The 19563-nt window shown below is 63.8% G+C and carries 18 protein-coding genes; 6 read left to right on the top strand and 12 right to left on the bottom strand.

What is annotated here, in order from left to right:
• Positions 1-61: 61 nt before the first annotated feature.
• The 4 genes from fabZ to lpxB are packed head-to-tail and all read left to right on the top strand — an operon-like array spanning position 62 to position 3265.
• A complete protein-coding gene (gene fabZ, locus AAF563_23220; GenBank protein MEM7124209.1) occupies positions 62-475 on the top strand; it encodes a 3-hydroxyacyl-ACP dehydratase FabZ in 414 nt (137 codons plus the stop codon).
• 5 nt (positions 476-480) lie between these two features.
• On the top strand, positions 481-1281 hold the full coding sequence (gene lpxA / locus AAF563_23215) for an acyl-ACP--UDP-N-acetylglucosamine O-acyltransferase (GenBank protein ID MEM7124208.1): 801 nt from the start codon (positions 481-483) through the stop codon (positions 1279-1281).
• Positions 1271-2095, top strand: coding sequence for a UDP-2,3-diacylglucosamine diphosphatase LpxI (gene lpxI, locus AAF563_23210; protein ID MEM7124207.1), 825 nt, complete (start codon positions 1271-1273; stop codon positions 2093-2095). The genes lpxA and lpxI overlap by 11 nt, the downstream gene beginning before the upstream one ends.
• Positions 2096-2104: 9 nt before the next feature.
• On the top strand, positions 2105-3265 hold the full coding sequence (gene lpxB, locus AAF563_23205) for a lipid-A-disaccharide synthase (GenBank protein MEM7124206.1): 1161 nt from the start codon (positions 2105-2107) through the stop codon (positions 3263-3265).
• A gap of 1 nt (position 3266) precedes the next feature.
• Here the strand turns inward: lpxB and AAF563_23200 are convergent, their stop codons facing one another.
• The 4 genes from AAF563_23200 to gltX all read right to left on the bottom strand — a co-directional run bounded on the left by AAF563_23200 (position 3267) and on the right by gltX (position 6781).
• Positions 3267-3686, bottom strand: coding sequence for a VOC family protein (locus AAF563_23200; protein ID MEM7124205.1), 420 nt, complete (start codon positions 3684-3686; stop codon positions 3267-3269).
• 14 nt (positions 3687-3700) lie between these two features.
• Positions 3701-3892: a hypothetical protein gene (locus AAF563_23195; protein ID MEM7124204.1), complete on the bottom strand. Its 192-nt coding sequence runs from the start codon at positions 3890-3892 to the stop codon at positions 3701-3703.
• 9 nt (positions 3893-3901) lie between these two features.
• Positions 3902-5242 carry a citrate synthase gene (gene gltA, locus AAF563_23190; protein MEM7124203.1) on the bottom strand — a complete coding sequence of 447 codons (1341 nt, stop codon included), beginning with the start codon at positions 5240-5242 and terminating at the stop codon, positions 3902-3904.
• A gap of 138 nt (positions 5243-5380) precedes the next feature.
• Positions 5381-6781, bottom strand: a complete 1401-nt coding sequence (gene gltX / locus AAF563_23185) for a glutamate--tRNA ligase (GenBank protein MEM7124202.1) — start codon at positions 6779-6781, stop codon at positions 5381-5383.
• A gap of 342 nt (positions 6782-7123) precedes the next feature.
• Here gltX and AAF563_23180 point away from each other — a divergent pair, with 342 nt between their 5' ends.
• The gene (locus AAF563_23180; GenBank protein ID MEM7124201.1) at positions 7124-9148 is read left to right on the top strand and encodes a ComEC/Rec2 family competence protein; all 2025 of its coding nucleotides are present in this window, start codon (positions 7124-7126) and stop codon (positions 9146-9148) included.
• On the opposite strand, the gene lexA is transcribed toward AAF563_23180, so the two are convergent.
• From lexA to AAF563_23150, 6 genes are all read right to left on the bottom strand, one after another.
• Positions 9142-9828: a transcriptional repressor LexA gene (gene lexA / locus AAF563_23175; GenBank protein MEM7124200.1), complete on the bottom strand. Its 687-nt coding sequence runs from the start codon at positions 9826-9828 to the stop codon at positions 9142-9144. The genes AAF563_23180 and lexA overlap by 7 nt on opposite strands.
• A 130-nt stretch (positions 9829-9958) precedes the next feature.
• Entirely contained in the window at positions 9959-11152 is a 1194-nt protein-coding gene (gene glp / locus AAF563_23170; GenBank protein ID MEM7124199.1) for a gephyrin-like molybdotransferase Glp, read from the bottom strand.
• A complete protein-coding gene (gene moaC / locus AAF563_23165; protein MEM7124198.1) occupies positions 11149-11631 on the bottom strand; it encodes a cyclic pyranopterin monophosphate synthase MoaC in 483 nt (160 codons plus the stop codon). The genes glp and moaC overlap by 4 nt, the downstream gene beginning before the upstream one ends.
• A gap of 1 nt (position 11632) precedes the next feature.
• A complete protein-coding gene (gene trpC / locus AAF563_23160; GenBank protein MEM7124197.1) occupies positions 11633-12445 on the bottom strand; it encodes an indole-3-glycerol phosphate synthase TrpC in 813 nt (270 codons plus the stop codon).
• A gap of 9 nt (positions 12446-12454) precedes the next feature.
• Positions 12455-13483 (bottom strand): anthranilate phosphoribosyltransferase, encoded by a 1029-nt coding sequence (gene trpD, locus AAF563_23155; GenBank protein ID MEM7124196.1) that lies wholly within the window; start codon positions 13481-13483, stop codon positions 12455-12457.
• Entirely contained in the window at positions 13480-14067 is a 588-nt protein-coding gene (locus AAF563_23150) for an aminodeoxychorismate/anthranilate synthase component II (protein ID MEM7124195.1), read from the bottom strand. Before AAF563_23150 ends, trpD begins: the two co-directional genes overlap by 4 nt.
• 221 nt (positions 14068-14288) lie before the next feature.
• On the opposite strand from AAF563_23150, the gene AAF563_23145 reads away from it, so the two are divergent.
• Positions 14289-15809 carry a divergent polysaccharide deacetylase family protein gene (locus tag AAF563_23145; GenBank protein MEM7124194.1) on the top strand — a complete coding sequence of 507 codons (1521 nt, stop codon included), beginning with the start codon at positions 14289-14291 and terminating at the stop codon, positions 15807-15809.
• A 183-nt stretch (positions 15810-15992) separates the two neighbouring features.
• On the opposite strand, the gene trpE is transcribed toward AAF563_23145, so the two are convergent.
• Both trpE and AAF563_23135 read right to left on the bottom strand, forming a co-directional pair.
• Positions 15993-17504 carry an anthranilate synthase component I gene (gene trpE / locus AAF563_23140; protein ID MEM7124193.1) on the bottom strand — a complete coding sequence of 504 codons (1512 nt, stop codon included), beginning with the start codon at positions 17502-17504 and terminating at the stop codon, positions 15993-15995.
• Between the two features lie 7 nt (positions 17505-17511).
• Complete coding sequence (locus tag AAF563_23135) at positions 17512-19395, bottom strand: peptidylprolyl isomerase (GenBank protein MEM7124192.1); 1884 nt, start codon at positions 19393-19395, stop codon at positions 17512-17514.
• Positions 19396-19563: the final 168 nt, after the last annotated feature.

Here is a 19563-nt window from a genome sequence, read left to right as displayed (position 1 = left end):
GGCCAAGGACATCAATCCACAGACAGGCGACACGATCGAGACCATCGATGTCGAGCGGATCATGCAGATGATCCCGCACCGCTATCCGTTCCTGATGATCGACAAGGTCGTCGACCTGGTTCCCAACGTAAGCGCGATCGGCGTCAAGAACGTCTCGATCAACGAACCGCAGTTCGCTGGGCACTTTCCCAGCCACCCGGTCATGCCTGGCGTGCTGATCATCGAGGCGATGGCACAGTCCGCCGCGGTGCTGGTTGTCCAGACGCTGGGCAAGGAGTTTGAAGGCAAGCTCGTCTACTTCATGTCCGTCGACGCGGCGCGGTTCCGCAAACCGGTTCTGCCCGGCAATGTCATGTACGTTCACGTCTCGAAGAAACGCAATCGGGGACCGGTCTGGAAGTTCGAGGCCGAGGCAAAGGTTGACGGCGTCGTCGTGGCGGATGCGACCTATTCAGCGATGATTCTGGATAGCTGACGATCATGACGTCCATTCATCCGACCGCGGAGGTCGATGCGAAGGCGCAACTGGGCGCTGATGTCGCCGTTGGACCGTATTGTGTCGTCGGCCCCGGTGTCTCGCTCGACGAAGGCGTGGTGCTCGAGGCTCATGTGGTGATGGGCGGCGAAACCGCCGTTGGCCCGCGCTCCCACATCTTCCCGTTTGCCTCCATCGGCCTGAAACCCCAGGACCTCAAGTACCGTGGCGAAGCGACCAAGTTGGTCATCGGCGCGGACAATCAGATCCGCGAGCACGTGACGATGAATCCGGGCACCGCCGGCGGCGGCGGCCTGACACAGGTGGGCAACGGTTGCCTGTTCATGGTCGGCGCCCATGTCGCCCATGACTGTCAGATTGGCGACAGCGTCATCATGGCCAACAACGCAACCCTGGGCGGTCACGTGGTGATCGAGGATTTCGCCATCATCGGCGGCCTGGCGGCGATCCACCAGTTCGTCCGCATCGGACGTCATGCCATGGTCGGCGGCATGTCGGGCGTCGAACAGGATGTCATACCCTTCGGCTCCGTGATGGGCGAGCGCGCCCATCTGAGCGGCCTCAACCTGGTCGGTCTGAAGCGCCACGACTTCACCCGCGACGACATCCACGCCTTGCGTACGGCCTACAGGCTGCTGTTCGCCGACGAAGGCACGCTTTCCGAGCGTCTGGACGATGTCGAGGACGTGTTGGGCGAGTCCTCGCCGGTGCGTCAGATCATTGACTTCATGAAGCTGCAGAGCCAGCGCGGCGTATGTCAGCCGCGAGACGGGCATGCCGCCTAAACTCGGCATCGTGGCCGGCGGCGGGACGCTGCCGGCGCATCTAGCACGCGCCTGTCTGAATGCCGGGCGCGACGTCTTCATCGTCGCGCTCAAGGGACATGCCGACCCGGAAGCCATCGGCGATTTGCCACATGCCTGGGTCCGGTTGGGCGCGGCCGGCAAAGCCATCGAGTTGCTGCGCGAGCGCGAGGTCGAAGAGATCGTCTTGGCCGGCGACGTCCGGCGTCCCTCGTTGCGTGAGCTCAAACCCGATCTCAGGGCTGCGCGATTCGCCGCCAAGGGGTTTCTGAAGCGCGGTGATGACGGCCTGCTCGGCGCGGTCGTGAAGGCGCTAGAGGAGGAAGAGGGGTTTCGCGTGCTCGGTATCCAGGAGCTGATGGGCGGTCTGCTGGTGCGCGAAGGCGACCTTGCCCAGTCTTCACCGAACGAACGCGACCTCGCTGATATCGGCCGTGGCGTTGCCATTCTCGACAGTCTGGCTGCCAGTGACGTCGGGCAGGCGATCGCCGTTCAAGACGGTGTCGTCCTCGGTATCGAGGCGGTCGAGGGTACGGATGCTCTGATCCAACGCTGCGCCACCTTGCGTCGCGATGGTCGCGGTCCGGTTCTTGTCAAGCTGCCGAAACGCGGTCAGGAGAAACGCATCGATCTGCCGACGATCGGACCGGCCACTATCGATGCGGCCTCCAAGGCCGGTTTCGTCGGCGTTGCCGTCGCGGCCGGCGAGACTCTCATTGTCGACGCCGACGTGACGATGACCAAGGCGGACGAAGGCGGGTTGTTCCTGCACGGCCTGTCGCGCGACACGGCCTGATCCCGCGTTATGGAACCGCTTGTCTACCTGATCGCCGGCGAACCATCCGGCGACGTGCTCGGTGCCCGCTTGATCGAGGGGCTGCGGGAGCTTACTGGCGGCAAGGTCCGCATTACCGGCATCGGCGGGCCTTTGATGGAGGCCGAGGGACTCGACAGCCTGTTCCCGATCGACGCGCTTAGCATCATGGGCATTGTCGAGGTCGTGCCGCGCATCCCGAAGGTCCTTGGCCTGATCCGCCGGACCGTCGCCGATATCCGCGAGCGCCAGCCAGATGTGGTCGTCGCGATCGACTCTAAGGCGTTCAGCTACCGTGTCGCGCGGAAGCTGAAGCCGGCGCCGTGCCCCGTCATTCAATATGTCGCGCCAACCGTCTGGGCGTGGAAACCCTGGCGCGCAAAACACCTGGCGGACGTCGTCGACCGGGTCCTGCTGTTGTTCCCATTCGAAAAGCCGTACTTCAACGACGTCGGGCTCGACGCGGTCTTTGTCGGCCACCCGGCTTCGACACTGACCAGTCCGCCAGATGCCGGTGCGTTGTTTCGCCGCCAGCACGATATCAGCGCCGAGGCACAGGTCGTGTGTCTGTTACCGGGCAGCCGAGGCGGCGAAGTCACACAGTTGCTCCCCGTCTTTCAGGAAGCCGTCGGGCTTCTGGAAAAGAGCCACCCTGGACTGCGCTTCCTCTTGCCGACGGTACCACGGCTTGCGCAGACCGTCCGTCAGGCCGTCGATACATGGTCCCAGCCCGTCACGGTTCTGACCGGGGATGATGAGGAGAAACGTGCCGCCTTTGCCGCCAGCGATGTCGCCCTGGCGGCCTCTGGCACAGTGACATTGGAGCTTGCCGCCGCCGGTCTACCGGGCGTCATCACCTACTGCGTCCATCCGCTGACCGCGCTGATCGTCAGGCGGATGATCCGCATCCCCTATGCGGCCATGGTCAACATCATCGAGGGGCGCGACGTTATGCCCGAGTACCTGCAAGAAAACTGCGATCCCGCGAAGCTGTCGGCCGCCGTCGGGACACTGCTCGACGATGCCACGCGCCGAGCCGATCAGCAGGCGGCCATGGCCGAAGTCATGAAAAAACTTGGCAGGGGCGGCGAAGCGCCCAACCTGCGCGCTGCCCGGGCAGTTCTAGATCTGATCCCGGCGAAGACCAGCTAGGTTACCACTCGCCGATGTTCTCCATGGACGCCCATGGTTCCTGCGGTGCCAGGGAGTCGCCCTTTTGCAGGAGCTCAATCGAGATGTTGTCAGGCGAGCGGACGAAGGCCATATGGCCGTCTCGGGGCGGGCGGTTGATGGTGACGCCAGCATCCATCAGCTTCTGGCACATGTCGTAGATGTCATCGACCTCGAAGGCCAGATGGCCGAAGTTCCGGCCGCCGTCATAGGGCTCGGGATCCCAGTTATAGGTCAACTCCACCTGGGCATCTTCGTTCTCGTCAGGACCCAGAAAAACCAGGGTGAAGCGACCCTTTTCGTTCTCGTAGCGGTCGATCTCGCGCAGCCCCAGCTTGTCGCGATAGAAGTCGAGAGATTGGTCGAGGTCGGTGACGCGAACCATGGTGTGGAGGTAACGCATGAGAGTCCTTTCCGTCAGATAAGAAGAGCAGCCAGGGCTGCCGCCGCCAGAAGCAGAAGGATGACCGTGCCCGCCAAGCGACCGCTGTGCGCGGTGTTGGGCCGGCGGTTGTCATTGGCCGCCGGTGCCACGCGCATCAACCGGCGGGTCGTGCGGTCCGGTGTGCGGTAGGCTTCGTTGTGCCGTTGTATCGGCTTGGGCGACATGGTCGTCGGTCAGCTCCGTTGATCAATCGAAACGAATTCGCGACGCGCGGGACCTGTGTAGATCTGGCGAGGACGTCCGATCTTCTGCGACGGATCCTCGATCATCTCGCTCCACTGGGCAATCCAGCCGACGGTTCGCGCGACCGCGAAAACGGCGGTGAACAGGCGTCGCGGAATGCCCATGGCGCGCAGGATGATGCCGGAATAGAAGTCGACATTGGGATAGAGATTGCGCTCGACGAAGTACTCGTCCTGCAGTGCGATCTTTTCCAGCTCCAACGCGATCTTCAGCAGCGGCTCGTCGTGGACACCCAGTTCATCGAGCACCTCATGGCAGGTCTCGCGCATGATCTTGGCTCGCGGGTCGTAGTTCTTGTAGACACGGTGGCCGAAACCCATCAGCCGGAACGGATCGTCCTTGTCCTTGGCGCGGTCGATGAACTCAGGAATGCGGTCGTGACTGTCGATCTCTTCCAGCATCTTGAGCACCGCCTCGTTGGCGCCGCCGTGGGCTGGGCCCCAAAGGCTGGCGATACCCGCGGCGGTGCATGCGAAGGGGTTGGCGCCCGATGAACCGGCCAGGCGCACGGTCGAGGTCGAGGCGTTCTGCTCATGGTCGGCGTGCAGGATCAAGATCAGGTCCATGGCCTTGGCCAGGATCGGATTGACCCGGTAGGGCTCGCACGGCACCGCGAACATCATGTGCAGGAAGTTCTCGGCGTAGTTCAGATCGTTGCGCGGATAAATGAATGGCTGGCCGATCGAGAACTTGAAGGCCATGGCGGCGATCGTTGGCATCTTTGCGATCAGGCGATAGGACGCGACCATGCGCTGGTAGGGGTCCTCGATGTCGCTGCTGTCGTGATAGAAGGCCGACAGCGCGCCGACCACACCAACCATAACGGCCATGGGGTGGGCGTCGCGTCGGAAGCCCCGGAAGAACAGATTGACCTGCTCATGCACCATCGTGTGGTAGGTGACGTCATTGCTGAACTTGGCGCTCTGTTCAGCATTCGGCAGGTCGCCATAGAGCAGGAGGTAGCAGACCTCCATAAAGTCAGAACCCTCGGCGAGCTGTTCAATCGGATAGCCGCGGTACAGCAACTCGCCCTTGTCGCCGTCGATAAAGGTAATGCGTGACTCGCAACTGGCGGTTGACGTGTAGCCGGGGTCATAAGTGAACATGCCAGTGCCGCCATAAAGCGTCCGGATGTCGATGACGTCGGGACCAATGGTCCCCGAAAGCACCGGCAATTCGATGGGTTCAGCGTTGGATCCCGCCTCGGCCAGCGTCACGGAATCTTTCTGCTGAGGACCATTTGCGGTCGCGGCAGCATCGGTCTGCGTCATGTAACGCTCCTTTGTCGCGGCAGGATGAGGAAAGCCGGAAGGCCACCATGGTGCGGCCAACCGTTCTGTTACCAATCTAGTCGTTATAGCCCGAAGGAGCAAATCTCAGGCGATGAATTTGCCGTCACGGAAATGACGTCACGGCCACGCGTCACGCAGGCGCGCCAGGCACTCGTCTCGGCCAAAAATCGCCAGGACGTCAAAAACCGGCGGCGACACAGACCGCCCGGTCAGCGCAGCACGCAGAGGCTGCGCCACTTTGCCCAGGCCAAGCTGGTTTACCTCGGCAAACCGCCGCACAAGCGCCTCCAGGTCCGCTGCCTGCCACGCTGCCGCATCGGCCAACCCAATGATGAGGCGGTCCATCAAGTCCGGGTCGGCGCCGGCCAGGGCCTTGGCCGCCTTTGGTTCAATCTCGATGGGTCGAGATTGGAAGAAAAAGAGCGCGTTATCAGCAAGTTCCACCAGTGTTTTCACGCGTTCCTGTAGGGTCGGGACAGCGACGAGAAGCCGCTCTTCTCCCGCTGCGTCCAAGGCGTGGCCCAGGCGCTGCTCGATCATCGGCTGGACCAGGCCGGCCAGATGCTCAGGCGTCGACGCCTTGATGTAGTGAAGATTGAGCGATGTCAGCTTGGCGATGTCGAAACGGGCCGGCGAACGGCCGATACCGTCGAGGCCGAACCAGGCGATCGCCTGATCGCGCGAAATGATCTCGTCATCGCCATGGGACCAGCCGAGCCGCAACAAATAGTTGCAAAGCGCGTCCGGCAGGAAGCCCTCGTCGCGATAGCTTTCGGCGCCCAGCGCGCCGTGACGCTTGGAGAGTTTGGCGCCATCGGGGCCGTGGATCAGCGGCACATGGGCGAAGTCCGGCACCGGCCAGTCCATGGCGTGATAGATCTGCGTCTGGCGCGCGGCGTTGGTCAGGTGGTCGTCGCCGCGCACGATGTGGGTGATGCCGCTGTCATGATCATCGACCACGACGGCAAGCATGTAGGTAGGCGTCCCGTTAGCACGCAGCAGGACCATGTCGTCGAGCTGCTGATTGGCAATCCGAACGTCGCCCTGCACGTGGTCGCGAATGACGGTTTCGCCCTCGCGCGGCGCCTTCAGGCGGACAACCGGGTCGACGCCGGCTGGCGCCTCGGCGGGGTCGCGGTCGCGCCAGCGCCCGTCATAGATCGGCGGCCGACCCTCGGCGCGCGCCTTTTCCCGCATCTCGGTCAGCTCTTCGGGGCTGGCGTAGCACAAATAGGCATGACCGGCGTCGAGCATGGCGCGCGCGATCTCGGCATGGCGGTCCTGGCGCTGTGACTGGAAGATCGGCTCGTCGTCCCAATCGATGCCGAGCCAGGTCAGACTGTCGAAAATCGCTGCGATGGCGGCCTCGGTCGAGCGCTCCCGGTCGGTGTCCTCGATGCGCAGCAAGAAGCGGCCCTGGTTATGGCGTGCGTAGAGCCAGTTGAAGAGGGCGGTTCGGGCGCCGCCGATGTGCAGAAAACCGGTCGGCGAGGGGGCGAAACGGGTGACCACGGACATGACAAGGAACCTGCTGCGGGCGTCGAGGCGCCTGTGTAGCAATCCCGTGGCGAGAACCCAAGGTTTGCAAAGCCGCGATGAGCCCTTCCTGCAGCCTCGCCGTGCGCTAAGATGATGTCATGCACGCGATCGGGGTCCAAGAGCGGGTCGTGGTGAGGTGGGACCGTCGCGCGGTTCCACCAAACAACGTGAATCCGCGCTTCTTCTATGAGTAGAGCAGATTCACACGTTTTGACGGCATCGCACAGCCATGCCATCAAAACAGGATCTGCTCTCGGATCCCGTCTTGGCCGATCGCTGGCCGGTGAACGGGACCGCTGGATCCTCTGGACACCGGTCGCCGTGCTGTCGGGGATTCTCGTCTACTTTTGGCTCTCCATTGAGCCTTGGCCGTGGCTTGGGCTCAGCGTCCTCGTTGTGGCGACCATTGTCTGTCTCGCGATCAAGGTCGCGGTTCTTCGGGTTCTCGCCCTGGGGATTGGTCTCGCGGCAGGCGGTTTTGCCGTCTCCCAGCTTTCGACGCACCTTGCCGCTGCACCGGTTCTGTCCGATGAGATTGGGCCCCGGCTGATCTCTGGCGTTATCGAGGCCGTCGAAACCGGCAAGTCGGGGACCCGTATCGTTCTGTCGTCGATCGCCATTGCCGGCCTGGACCCGGCGGAGACGCCCGGTCGCGTCCGCATCGTCGTACGTACCCACGGCGATCAGCCGGTGCCGGGCTCGTACGCCAGCATTCTGGCGGTTCTGAAGCCGCCGTCGCCGCCGACCTGGCCCGGCGGATTCGACTTTGCGCGCCGGTCCTTCTTTCAGGGCATCGGCGGCATCGGTTACGCGGTCGGACCGCTGCACCTGGAACATTCCGACAGCAATGCCGGCGGCTGGCGCAATTGGGTTGAAGGCGTGCGCCAGGATGTGACCGACCGCATTCTGGGGGCGCTCGACCCGCCGACCGGCGCGGTCGCTGCGGCCTTGTTGACCGGTCAGCGTTACGCGGTGCCCGAGGCGACGTACGATACCATCCGGCGCGCCGGTCTGGCGCACCTGCTCGCCATATCGGGTCTGCATCTGGGACTGGTGGCCGCTGCGCTCTTCGTCAGCTTTCGCGCGGTTGCCGCCTTGATCGAGCCGGTCGCGCTCAAGTATCCGATCAAGAAGTGGGCGGCCGTCTTCGCGCTGGTCGGAACGTTTTGCTATCTGCTGTTGTCCGGGGCGACGGTGCCGACCCAGCGCGCCTTCATCATGACCGCCATTGTACTCGGCGCGATCATGATCGAGCGCGACCCATTCTCGATGCGGCTGGTGGCCGTCGCGGCATTGGTCGTCATGGTGATCGCGCCGGTCAGCGTGCTGGGCCCTAGCTTCCAGCTCTCGTTCGCCGCCGTGATCGCCCTGATCGCGGTCTATGAGGCCATCCGCATGCGGTGGCCGGCATGGCGCGCGCGCCGATCATTCGTCGGCCGCCTGGCGCTTTACGTCGCCGGCCTTTCCATCACCACGGTGATCGCCAACCTGGCGACCGCGGGCTTCGTGCTCGCGCACTTCAACAGATGGGCGGTTTATGGCCTGGCCGCCAATCTGGTCGCCGTACCGATCACGGCGTTCTGGGTCATGCCGTGGGGGCTCCTGGCGCTTGCCCTGATGCCGTTCGGCCTCGAACAACTCGCCCTGGTCCCGATGGGCTGGGGCATTGATGCGGTGCTGCTTGTCGCGGAATGGACGTCCGAGACGCCGGGTGCCGTGTTGCGCCTGCCGTCGCCGCCATCCTGGTTGCCGGTCCTGGTCGGCTTCGGTCTCCTATGGCTTTGCCTCTGGCGCGGCCGTTGGCGTGTTTGGGGCGTCCTGCCGGTCCTCGTCGCGATCGTGGTTTGGTCGCTCGCGCGCGGCCCCGATCTCCTGGTCAGCGGCAATGCGAGACTGATGGCCGTGCGGGACGACGCCGGCACGCTCCTCCTGTCATCCTATCGCCGCGAGACCTTTGTCGGCGACCAGTGGCTCGCCATGGCGGGGCAGAAAAGGGGGCCACCCTGGCCCGCCCCGGGCGAGGCCTTGCTGGATGAGAGCTTGCGATGCGATGAGCAAGGCTGCGTCTACTATCCTTTGGGTCAGGGAGGCCCGGGTGTCGGGATTGTCGAGGACGGCGCCATCCTGGCCGAAGACTGCGCGCGCACTGTATTCGTCGTTAGCCTGGTGCCGATTGGTGACGGCTGCGCGGCGCCCTGGGGCGCGATCGACCGCTTCGACCTGTGGCGCGAGGGCACGCACGCGCTGTGGTTCGACGAAGGCGGTGTGATCGTTGAAACCGTGGCCGGGGCCCAAGGCAGGCGACCGTGGGCCCCGTGGCCGGAGCCGCGCGACGAAAGTCAGTAGGTGCGGACGAGTCCGACCAAACGGCCCTGAACCTTGACCCGGTCGGGGCCGAAGATGCGGGTTTCATAAGCGTGGTTGGCGGGTTCCAGCGCGATCGAATCGCCCTTGCGGCGCAGCCGCTTGAGCGTTGCTTCGGCGTCGTCGACCAAGGCCACGACGACCGTGCCGTTATCGGCGGTCTCGCACCGTTCGATGACCGCGATGTCACCGTCAAGGATACCCGCCTCGACCATCGAATCGCCCTCGATCTCCAGGGCATAGCAGTCCCGGTTGCCGACCAGCGACCCCGGTACATCGACGCTGCGCGTGGGATCCGACAGAGCCTCGATCGGCGTGCCGGCCGCGATCTTGCCATGCAGCGGCAGATTGACGGCGCCTTCCAAGGCATGCGGCACCGGGAACTCCGGTGCTTTCGGTTTGGCCGAGCCCTCGATCACGCTCAGCGAGGCGACCGTCTCCTCGTTGCCCGGCGGCAGCTTCAGGACCTCAAGCGCCCGGGCGCGATGGGGCAGCCGGCGGATGAAGCCGCGTTCCTCCAAGGCTGTGATCAAGCGGTGAATACCCGACTTGGATTTCAAGCCGACCGCGTCCTTCATCTCGTCGAATGACGGCGAAACGCCGTCCTCGCCCAGACGGCGGTTGATGTACAAAAGGAGTTCTTGCTGCTTGCGTGTCAACATTGTGCCTGCGCCCCACAATATCTAGAACAAATGCCTAACAAACACACAGGTTCTAGTTTGGTTCGCGTTTTGTGTCAAGGCGCAAACATGCGTTTCCCACCAAGAATGTGCACTGATTGTCGGTTTGTTCCTAAAGCAGGACGTAGCGGACGGTCTCGCCCGCCGCCGCGGCCGGGGCGTGTGGCGGGCGCATGATCAGGCAATCGGAGTCTGCGATCGTCGCCAGCATGGAGCTGTCCTGGATATCGTAGGACGTGACGAGTCGCTCCCCGTTTTCATCGCGCGACAGGCGCCCGCGCAGGTAGTCCTGGCGTTCATCGTTGGCGGCAAGCGGCGCGCCAAGACGCGCTGTTTCGTATGTCACAGACGGTTCGGAAACACCCAACATGGCGTCAATCGCCGGGCGCATGAAGAGCATGCCGCAGACGATGGACGATACGGGATTACCTGGGAAACCTAACATCGGCGTGCCGTTAAGGCGCCCGAAGGTAAGCGGCTTGCCCGGACGCATGGCGATCTTCCAGAAGTCCACGTCAAGACCTTCGTCGCCCAAGACCTGGCGCACCAAATCGCGCTCGCCGACCGACATGCCGCCTGTGACGACAAGCAGATCGGCGTTAGCCGCGCCTGCCGCCATGCGTTTTAGCGACGTTTCGTTGTCGCGCGCGATGCCAAGGTTGATGGCTTCGCCGCCGGCTTGTTCGATCATGGCGGCAAGCGCGATGGTGTTCGAACTGACGATCTGATGATCGCCCGCCGGTTCGCCCGGCATGACAAGTTCGTCGCCGGTACCCAGGATTGCGACACGCGGCCGCCGCGTCACCGTCAACCACGGAATGTTCATCGATGCGATCAAGGCAATGTGACGTGGCTCAAGGCGAGTGCCCGCCGCCGGACCTTTGTCGCCTTCGCTGAAGTCGAGACCGCGCCGGCGCACGTAACGGCCACGCTGAATCGGCTCGTTGATCGTGACCGCATCGCCGCTCGCGTCGGTTAGTTCCTGGATGACGATGGTGTCGGCACCCTTGGGCAGGGGGCCACCGGTGAAGATGCGCACGGCCTCGCCGGCCTTGATTTCCGCGCCATAGGCGTCGCCCGCCGGCGCCATGCCGACGACCTTGAGTTTGGCTGGCGCCTGTTCGACATCACTACCGATGACGGCGTAACCATCCATGGCGGAGACGTCCGTCGGCGGTTTGGTCAACCGTGCGACGGTGTCTTCGGCCAACACGCGGCCATGCGCGTCGCTGATCGCGACCTGTTCACCGGGCAACACGTGAAACGCGGATAGGATCCGCGCCAACGCCTCGTCGACCGGTATCATGCGGGGCGCGTGAACGTGCCGGACTTTCCGCCCGACTTGTGGGATAGCCTGATGTCGCCGATGGTCATCGCGCGGTCGACGGCCTTCACCATGTCGTAGACCGTCAACGCGGCAACCGACACGGCGGTCAGTGCCTCCATCTCGACGCCGGTGCGCCCGGCCAGTTTGCACGTCGCTTGGATGTCGACGGTGTTGTCGTCGCGGTTGGGTGTCAGGTCGACCGTCACCGAACTCAACGACAACGGATGACACAGCGGAACGAGATCGGCTGTCTTCTTTGCCGCCATGATCCCAGCCAAACGCGCGACCGCAAGCACGTCGCCTTTCTTGACGTTGCCGGAGACAATCAACTCCAACGTGGATGGCAGCATGTGGACGCGGCCTTCGGCAACGGCGATGCGTTCGGTCTCCGCCTTGCCGGAGACGTCGACCATCTGGGCGCGGCCTTCATCATCGAAATGGGTGAGCTTGTCGGTCATGTCATGCGGACTCACGGTTTGCGACGGACGTGCCCAGCAGCTTGGACGTTGCTGCGGCAACGTCGTCCTGGCGCATCAGATGTTCGCCGACCAGGAAACGGCGCGCACCGCAATGCGTCATGCGCACGAGGTCCTCGTGCTGCTTCAGCCCGCTCTCGCACACGATGTCCCATTCAGCGGGGACGCGGGGCGCAAGGTCTTCAGTTGTGGCGAGATCAACGTTGAGCGTCTTCAGGTTGCGATTGTTGATACCCAAGAGGCCTGGTCCCAGGTCAAGTGCGCGGTCCAGTTCGTCGCCGTCATGCACCTCGATCAAGACATCGAGATCCCATTCGCGGGCGGTCGAATAGAGTTCGCGCGCCTGGCCGTCGTCGAGGGCAGCCATGATCAGCAGAATGCAGTCGGCATGGATCGCGCGGGCCTCAACGACTTGGTAAGGATCCAGCATGAAGTCTTTGCGAAGACACGGTAAACCGCTCGCCGACTTCGCCATGCGGACATAGCTGTCGTCACCTTTGAAGAAAGGCTGGTCGGTCAGGACCGAGAGGCAGGCCGCGCCGCCGTCGCGATAGGCCATGGCGAGCGCGGCGGGATCGAAATTGGGGCGGATCTCGCCGGCGCTCGGCGAGGCGCGCTTGATTTCAGCGATCAGCGCCAGACCACTATCGGCCTTGTCGACGAGAGCCGCGGCGAAGCCGATCGCAGGCGCGACCTCGCGGGCCGCGGCCTCAATGTCGTCCAGCGACTTGAGCGCCTTGCAGCGGGCGATGTGCTCGACCTTTTCCTCGCAGATTTTTTGAAGGACGTCCGACATCGCCGTGTCTCAGCCGCCGGATGTAACAGTGACGAGGCGATCGAGGCTGGCGCGCGCCGCGCCGCTGTCGATCGCATTGGCGGCGATTGCGACACCGTCGCGCAGATCGTTCGCCTTGCCAGCCACAATCAGCGCGCCGGCGGCGTTCAACAGCACGGTGTCGCGATAGACGCCCGCTTTGCCTTCCAGGAGATCGCGCATAGCCATGGCATTCTCCTCAGGCGTGCCGCCCTTGATGGCATCGAGCGATGCCTTGCCAAGACCGGCGTCGGCCGGCGAGACCTCCATCATCGTGACAGCGCCATTCTCCATCGCGGCGACCGTGTTGGCACCGCCAAGTGTCATCTCGTCGCAGCCGTCGGCGCTATGGACGACCCAGGCCCGCTCGGCACCCAGATTGCCCAGAACGCGCGCGACAGGTTCGACCCAGCGGCGATCGAAAACGCCCACAAAGAAGAGTTTAACTTCGGCTGGATTTGACAGTGGTCCCAGTAAGTTAAAGACGGTTCTTACACCCATTTCTACACGCGCGGGCATGACGTGACGCATGGCGCTATGGTAACGCGGGGCGATCATGAAGCCGATGCCTGCCTCGTCGATGGCGCGCTGCACGATGTCGTAGTCGGCTTCCAGGTCGACACCCAGCACGGACAGCACGTCGGCGGCCCCCGACCTCGACGACGCCGCCCGGTTGCCATGTTTGGCGACGGTCAGGCCGCAACCCGCGACGACAAGGGCGGTCGCGGTCGAGATGTTCAGCGTGTGCTTGGCATCGCCGCCCGTGCCGACGATGTCGATGGCGCCCTGGGGCGCCTTCATACGGCGCATGTTGGCGCGCATCGCCTTGGCGCCGCCGGCGATTTCCTCGACGGTTTCGCCGCGCATCGATAGCGCCATCAAGAACCCGCCAGTTTGGGCATGGCTGGCTTCGCCAGCCATGATGATGGCAAACGCGCGGTCGGCCTCATCGGCCGTCAGGGCCTGACCCGCGGCGACCTTGGCGATCAGCGGCTTGAGATCCTGGGACGCTTCGCTCATGCGGCCTTGGCCTTCTTGGGCAGCATGTCCAGGAAGTTCTTCAGGATCGCGTGCCCATGCTCGGATTCGATGCTCTCGGGATGGAACTGGACCCCGTGCAGCGGCAGAGTCTTGTGGCGAATGCCCATGATGACGCCGTCCGCCGTCTTGGCGGTGACTTCCAGGCAGTCCGGGATCGAGGCCGGCGCGATGGTGAGGGAATGATAGCGGGTCGCGCGGAGCGGCGAGGGCAAGCCGGCAAAGACGCCTCTGGCGTCATGCTCGATATCCGAGAGTTTGCCGTGCATGGGCGCCGGCGCGCGCTCGATACGCCCGCCAAATGCCTGGCCAATCGCCTGATGACCCAGGCAGACGCCAAAAATCGGCGTTTCTGCGCCGACCCGTTCAATCATCTCCAGGCAGATACCCGCGCGGTCGGGATCGCACGGCCCCGGCGAAATCACGATCGCTTCCGGTGCCATCGCGACGACGTCATCGACGCTCAACTGATCGTTGCGGTGGACGACAACATCGGCGCCCAACTCGCCCAGATAGTGCCAGAGGTTGTAGGTAAAGCTGTCGTAGTTATCGATCAGCAGTAACATGGTGCGTTCCCTTTTTATCCGGCATCGCTGCAGGCTGGCGCAACATAACCAAGGCGTCCACAGGGAACAACCGCACCCACTACATAGTGGGTTGAAAAAACGCCGACACTCCAGGACTATGATTTTCCGTGGGGATCAGGCAAACGCAGCGCGCACCACGTCAGGTCAAACCGGATCCGCGTCGCGGCCGGTTGTGGCTGTCTGAGGCAACGATTGCGTTCGTGGCCCCAGCGCTGCTGGGTGCTGACATCGGGATTTTCGCTGCAAGCCACATGATCGGTCGGGCGCCGGATATCGCGCCGGCGACCTGGCAGGTCGCCGAGCGGGTCGCGCCAACTTCCCCCGTTCCCAACGTGATTGAGGTTGCCGCGTTGGCGCCACTCCACGTGGTCGATCACGAGCCCATCGAAGTCGCCGATGTGGGCCGCAGCGCGGTTGAACCGGATCTCGATGAAGGTTTTGGCGTTGCCGTTGCGCCGCCGTCGCCCGCCATCGCGGCGGCGACAAGCGAGCCAGAAGCGATCGTCGCCTTGGCCGGCGAGGCCCACGGGCCGCATGATCAGGATCATCGGGCCTTGTTCAGTGCCGCGATCCCCGCAGCCGGCGCCGCCCATGCTTCGCACGACGTTGTCGGCACCGACTGGTATGGCACACAGATACCTGTTCCAGGCGTCGCGCGGGCGCCGCACGACATTGCTTTCGCGGCGTGGACCGCCACGGACGGGCGGGCGCGGATTCATGGTGATCTCAACGGTGCCCCGCTTGTCGCCGTGACCGGGCGCGTGATCGTTGCCATGCCATCCGCTTGGCCGCTGGAGGAAAGGCGTCAGGCCGATTTTGCCGCATGGGTCCTGGCGCTGAGCATGCCGGAGCCACCGCTGCCTGATGTCGCGCCGGACCCGCCGGTGGTGCTGTCGGAAACCGGTCCGGACCTGGTTGACGAGAGCTTCGCCACATCGAACCTGGGACCGCTCGATCTGATCCCCGAGGTCGCGCCGGAGGCGGACGATCCGATCTCCGGACTGGCGCCGGTCATTGCCATCGTGATCGACGATCTCGGCCTCAACCGGCGCCAGACAGCCGCGATCACGGCGCTGCCGGGCCCGCTCACCATGGCGTTCATCCCGTATGCCGGCGATCTGGCCGGCCAGACGGCGGCAGCACGCGCGTCAGGCCACGAGATCTTTCTGCACCTGCCGATGGAGCCGATCGACGGCAATAAGAACCCTGGCCCGAACGCGCTCTTGGCCAGCTTGTCGGACGCAGAGCTCCAGGCCCGCCTGGTCGACAACCTCGACCGCTTCACCGGCTATGTCGGCGTCAACAACCACATGGGCAGCCGGCTGACCCAGGATGGCGGCGCGATGGCCATTGTCATGGCCGAACTCAAGCACCGCGACCTGATGTTCCTGGATTCCGTCACCATCGGGCGTTCAATCGCCCACCACACCGCGGTTACCTTCGGCGTGCCGTCTGCCGAGCGCGACGTCTTTCTCGACAACGTGCCGGATGTCCCGTCGATCATGCGCCAGCTCGCCGCGCTGGAGGCGGTGGCGAACCGGCGCGGCTATGCCATCGCCATTGGACATCCGCATCAGGCAACGGTCGCTGCCTTGGCTCAGTGGCTGCCGGATGCGGTGTCGCGAGGATTCCGTATCGTGCCGGCGAGCGAGATCATCATGCGCGGCGACATTATCCTGGCGCAGCACGGCAACGGCGGTCTCGACGACGCAAATCGCTAGCCCGCATTTCTCACACTCCCGACGGTCTGCGCCGCGTTCACCCGGCCCGCAGGGTTGCGTCCTGGCGGCCATGTGCGGGCGAAAGCCGCTCAACCGTATGCCGTCATACGCTTTTCGCGTCCTTCGCCCTCATACAACTCGCCATAACGCAACGCAGACCGTCGGGAGTGTGAGAAATGCGGGCTAGGTGTTGCCGCCGCGTCCAGCAAAGGTGACGGCTTCCTCGGCGGCGCGCAGCAGGGCGCGGGCCTTGTTCCGGCACTCCTGGTGTTCTGATTCCGGCACGCTGTCGGCGACCACGCCGGCGCCGGCCTGGACATGCAGCACGCCGTCCTTGATGACAGCGGTTCTGAGCGCGATGCAGGTATCCATCGCACCGTCGGCAGCGAAGTAGCCGATCGCGCCGCCATAGACGCCGCGTCGGTCGGTCTCCAATTCGTCGATGATCTCCATCGCCCGCACCTTGGGCGCGCCGCTCACGGTGCCGGCGGGAAAGCCGGCTACCAGCGCGTCGATGGCGTCGTAGTCGGGGTTCAGATCGCCTTCGACGTTCGAGCTGATGTGCATGACATGGCTGTAGTACTCGATCTCGAACCGTTCGGTGACATGGACCGATCCGGTCTGGGCGACGCGGCCGACATCGTTGCGGCCGAGGTCGAGCAGCATCAGGTGTTCGGCGCACTCCTTGGGGTCGTCCAGCAGCTCTGCGGCCAGGGCGTCGTCCTCGGCACGGTCGGCGCCGCGTTTACGCGTGCCCGCAAGCGGTCGAATGGTCACCTTGTTGTCGCGCACGCGCACCAGGATCTCGGGGCTGGAGCCGACCACCGCGAAATCGCCGAACTCCAGATAGAACAGGAAAGGCGAGGGGTTCACCCTGCGTAACGCGCGATAGTATGACAGCGGTGGTAACGTAAACGGCAGGTCAAAGCGTTGCGACAGCACGACCTGGAACGCATCGCCCGCGTTGATGTAGTCCTTGGCCGCGTCGACGATCTCCAGAAAGCGCTCGTGGTCGGTGTTCGATGTGGCCTGGCCGAGGTCGTCGGGCAGATTGCTGTCGCGGCCATGGGGCAGGGCGCGCTCGAAGTCGGCGACGATATCGGCCAGGCGTTCGCATGCGCGGCCATAGGCTGCTCGCGCGTTGACGCCTGCTTCCGGCCATACCGGCGTCACGACGGTGACCTCGTCGGCAACGTTGTCAAAGATCGCCATGATGGTCGGGCGCAACAGCAAACCGTCCGGAACGTCAATCGAACGCTCCTTATCGCTCGGCAGTCGTTCCATCAGCCGCACCATTTCGTAGCCCACATAGCCGACGAGGGCGGCTGCCATGGGCGGTAGTTCTTCCGGCAGATCGATATGGCACTCGCGCACAAGACGCTTCAGCGACGCAATGGCGCCATCGTCTTCGGCCACGAACGCTTCCGGGTCGAACCTTGCCCGGCGGTTGACCTCGGCGAGATTGTCCCGGCAGCGCCAGACAAGGTCGGGCTTCAACCCGATAATTGAATAGCGGCCGCGCGTCGCGCCGCCCTCGACCGATTCAAGCAGGAAACTGTTGGGCTGGCCGTCCGCCAGCTTCAGCATGGCCGAGACGGGCGTCTCCAGATCGGCGACCAGCTTGGTCCAGACGACCTGCGGCCTATCGTCCTGGTAGGGGCCGCTAAACCGGTCGATATCGGGAAAAACGTTCATCAAGGACCTAGAATCGCTGGGAGATCAGCTCGCGGTTGATGTTGACGTCGTAGGCTTGACGCAGGTACGCGATGTGCTGATCGGCGATCGCCTGGCGGGTGCCGCCGGCTACCGAAGCGTTCATGGCTTGAAACTGATCGGAATCGCTGTCGGGGTTCGCTGCCTCAACCGTCTTGAGGCGCGCGATGACCTGGGCGTTGCCGTCCGCGCTCGGTCTGACGACGATGTCGCCGGGGTCGGCATCGAACAAGGCGGCGACAATTCCCAGGTCGGCGCCCTCGGTCAGCGGCAAGGTGCTGCGTGTCAAAGTCTCCTCACCCAAGGCCAGGAAACCGGAGAAGGCGGGGACGTCGCCCAGCGGGATATCGCTGTCGAGCGTGCCGGCGATTTCCTCGGCCGCCAGGGTCGCGTTGAGCGAAAGCTGGTCGCTGCGCCAATCGTCGAGAACCCGGTCTTCAACTTCGGCGAAGTCGCGCATCCGTGCCTCCAGAACCTCGGAAACCTGGACCGACAGCAACGCGCCGGAGTCCGTTTCGACGACAGGCGACGGTTCGTTCGGGAAGGCGAGGAACAGTTCCTCCAAGAACTCGGGCTCGGTCGGTATGACCTCGAAGCTCATCAGATCGGCCGTGTTGCCGGACTGGTCGATCTGATTGATCGTCTTCACCTGAAGGCCCAGGGTCGCCGCGGCGTCCCGCAAGGTATCGCCGGCGATTAGGAGGTCATCGAGGTCATTGATCAGATCGAACAAGCTGTCGGTCGCGCGTTCGATTGCCACAAGCCTCTCAAGCTCCTCGCGCGCCTCCTCGAAACTCTGCGTGCTGCCCGGTTCGATCGCTGTCACCCGGAAGATCTGCCAGCCACCGAAAGGCGATGCGACGGGTTCGCTGAAGCCATTGAGGTCAAGTGCGAAGATCGGTTCGGAGATGTCGGCAAAGAGATCGTTGGGCGAGAAACTGCCCAGCTCCGTCGCTTCCGCTTCCTGGCCTGCCTCGGCCGCAACGGTCTCGAAATCGGATGCGGTGTTCAACTGGTCATGAGCCGCTTGTGCGGCTTCCTCGCTATCAAAGCTGATTTGCTGCACGGTCCGGCGCTCGGGCGTCACCCAGCGATTGAGCGTGGCATCGTATTCCTCGCGAAGCACCTCTTCATCGATCAGGATGTCGTCGGCAAGGTCTTCGGCGTGGACAAGAACATAGTCGGCGGACCGGTACTCCGGCGCCCGGTAGGTGTCGACATGGGTTTCGAAGTAACGCTCGAGTTCGCCCGGCTCCGGCATCGCGTCATCGGCCAAGGCGTCATTCGACACGACGAGGAGTTCGGCCGTCCGCTCTTCGTTGCGATACTTGTAAAGCGCCTGGACCATGGTGTCGGGCAGCGGCGGCGCGGCGCGGAAACTATCGGTCAGTTGCGCGCTCGTCAGTTGGTTGGCGAGGTTCGCCACATACATGCCTTCCGACATGCCGAGGTTGGACAGCACCATCGGGAACAGGCCGGGATCGAACTGGCCGGACTGATTGTGGAACGCCGGGTTTGCCGCAATCGCGTCGGCGACGGTTTGCTGGCTGATGGTAATGCCGTGGGCTTCGGCCTCCTGGTCGAACAACGCCCGTTCGATCAACTGTTCAAGCACGACGTCGAGGAGCACGTCGGCCAGCTCGCTGCCTGGTTCGACGGCAACGCCGGATTGGGCGAGCGTGGCGGTCTCCCGGCTATAGGCCACCTGGAGCTGTTCGTAGCTGATAGAGATGTCGCCGGCGTCGGCCGCGGTGGTGGCGCTGTCGCCCCGAAACACGTCGCCGACGCCCCAGACCACGAAACTCAGGGCCATAATGACCAGGAAGATTTTGGCGACCCAGCTTCCGGCGCCCTTGCGCATTTGCATCAGCATGGTGGAGCCGATCCGTCGCAGTTGATTGAACAGGCTGAAGGAAACGCATCTTAATGGACTGCCGCCGTGATCGGCAAACAGGCATGCGGCCCTTCACGAACGGTGCTTTTTCCTCCGTCGGCACCGTGTTAGCAAGGCAAAATCTGTTCATCAGGGGAGCACCATGAG

It is taken from the genome of Pseudomonadota bacterium, from assembly GCA_039028155.1.
Lineage (GTDB): Bacteria > Pseudomonadota > Alphaproteobacteria > SP197 > SP197 > JANQGO01.
The sequence above is the reverse complement of the archived record's forward strand: the minus strand, read 5'-3'. Positions and strand labels throughout refer to the sequence as shown.

What these genes read in the sequence shown, in the direction of transcription:
- fabZ (MEM7124209.1), top strand. Translation starts at nt 62, where the DNA reads ATGCAGATGATCCCGCACCGCTATCCGTTCCTGATGATCGACAAGGTC.
- lpxA (MEM7124208.1), top strand. Translation starts at nt 481, where the DNA reads ATGACGTCCATTCATCCGACCGCGGAGGTCGATGCGAAGGCGCAACTG.
- lpxI (MEM7124207.1), top strand. Translation starts at nt 1,271, where the DNA reads ATGCCGCCTAAACTCGGCATCGTGGCCGGCGGCGGGACGCTGCCGGCG.
- lpxB (MEM7124206.1), top strand. Translation starts at nt 2,105, where the DNA reads ATGGAACCGCTTGTCTACCTGATCGCCGGCGAACCATCCGGCGACGTG.
- AAF563_23200 (MEM7124205.1), bottom strand. Translation starts at nt 3,686, where the DNA reads ATGCGTTACCTCCACACCATGGTTCGCGTCACCGACCTCGACCAATCT.
- AAF563_23195 (MEM7124204.1), bottom strand. Translation starts at nt 3,892, where the DNA reads ATGTCGCCCAAGCCGATACAACGGCACAACGAAGCCTACCGCACACCG.
- gltA (MEM7124203.1), bottom strand. Translation starts at nt 5,242, where the DNA reads ATGACGCAGACCGATGCTGCCGCGACCGCAAATGGTCCTCAGCAGAAA.
- gltX (MEM7124202.1), bottom strand. Translation starts at nt 6,781, where the DNA reads ATGTCCGTGGTCACCCGTTTCGCCCCCTCGCCGACCGGTTTTCTGCAC.
- lexA (MEM7124200.1), bottom strand. Translation starts at nt 9,828, where the DNA reads ATGTTGACACGCAAGCAGCAAGAACTCCTTTTGTACATCAACCGCCGT.
- glp (MEM7124199.1), bottom strand. Translation starts at nt 11,152, where the DNA reads ATGATACCGGTCGACGAGGCGTTGGCGCGGATCCTATCCGCGTTTCAC.
- moaC (MEM7124198.1), bottom strand. Translation starts at nt 11,631, where the DNA reads ATGACCGACAAGCTCACCCATTTCGATGATGAAGGCCGCGCCCAGATG.
- trpC (MEM7124197.1), bottom strand. Translation starts at nt 12,445, where the DNA reads ATGTCGGACGTCCTTCAAAAAATCTGCGAGGAAAAGGTCGAGCACATC.
- trpD (MEM7124196.1), bottom strand. Translation starts at nt 13,483, where the DNA reads ATGAGCGAAGCGTCCCAGGATCTCAAGCCGCTGATCGCCAAGGTCGCC.
- AAF563_23150 (MEM7124195.1), bottom strand. Translation starts at nt 14,067, where the DNA reads ATGTTACTGCTGATCGATAACTACGACAGCTTTACCTACAACCTCTGG.
- trpE (MEM7124193.1), bottom strand. Translation starts at nt 17,504, where the DNA reads ATGAACGTTTTTCCCGATATCGACCGGTTTAGCGGCCCCTACCAGGAC.
- AAF563_23135 (MEM7124192.1), bottom strand. Translation starts at nt 19,395, where the DNA reads ATGCTGATGCAAATGCGCAAGGGCGCCGGAAGCTGGGTCGCCAAAATC.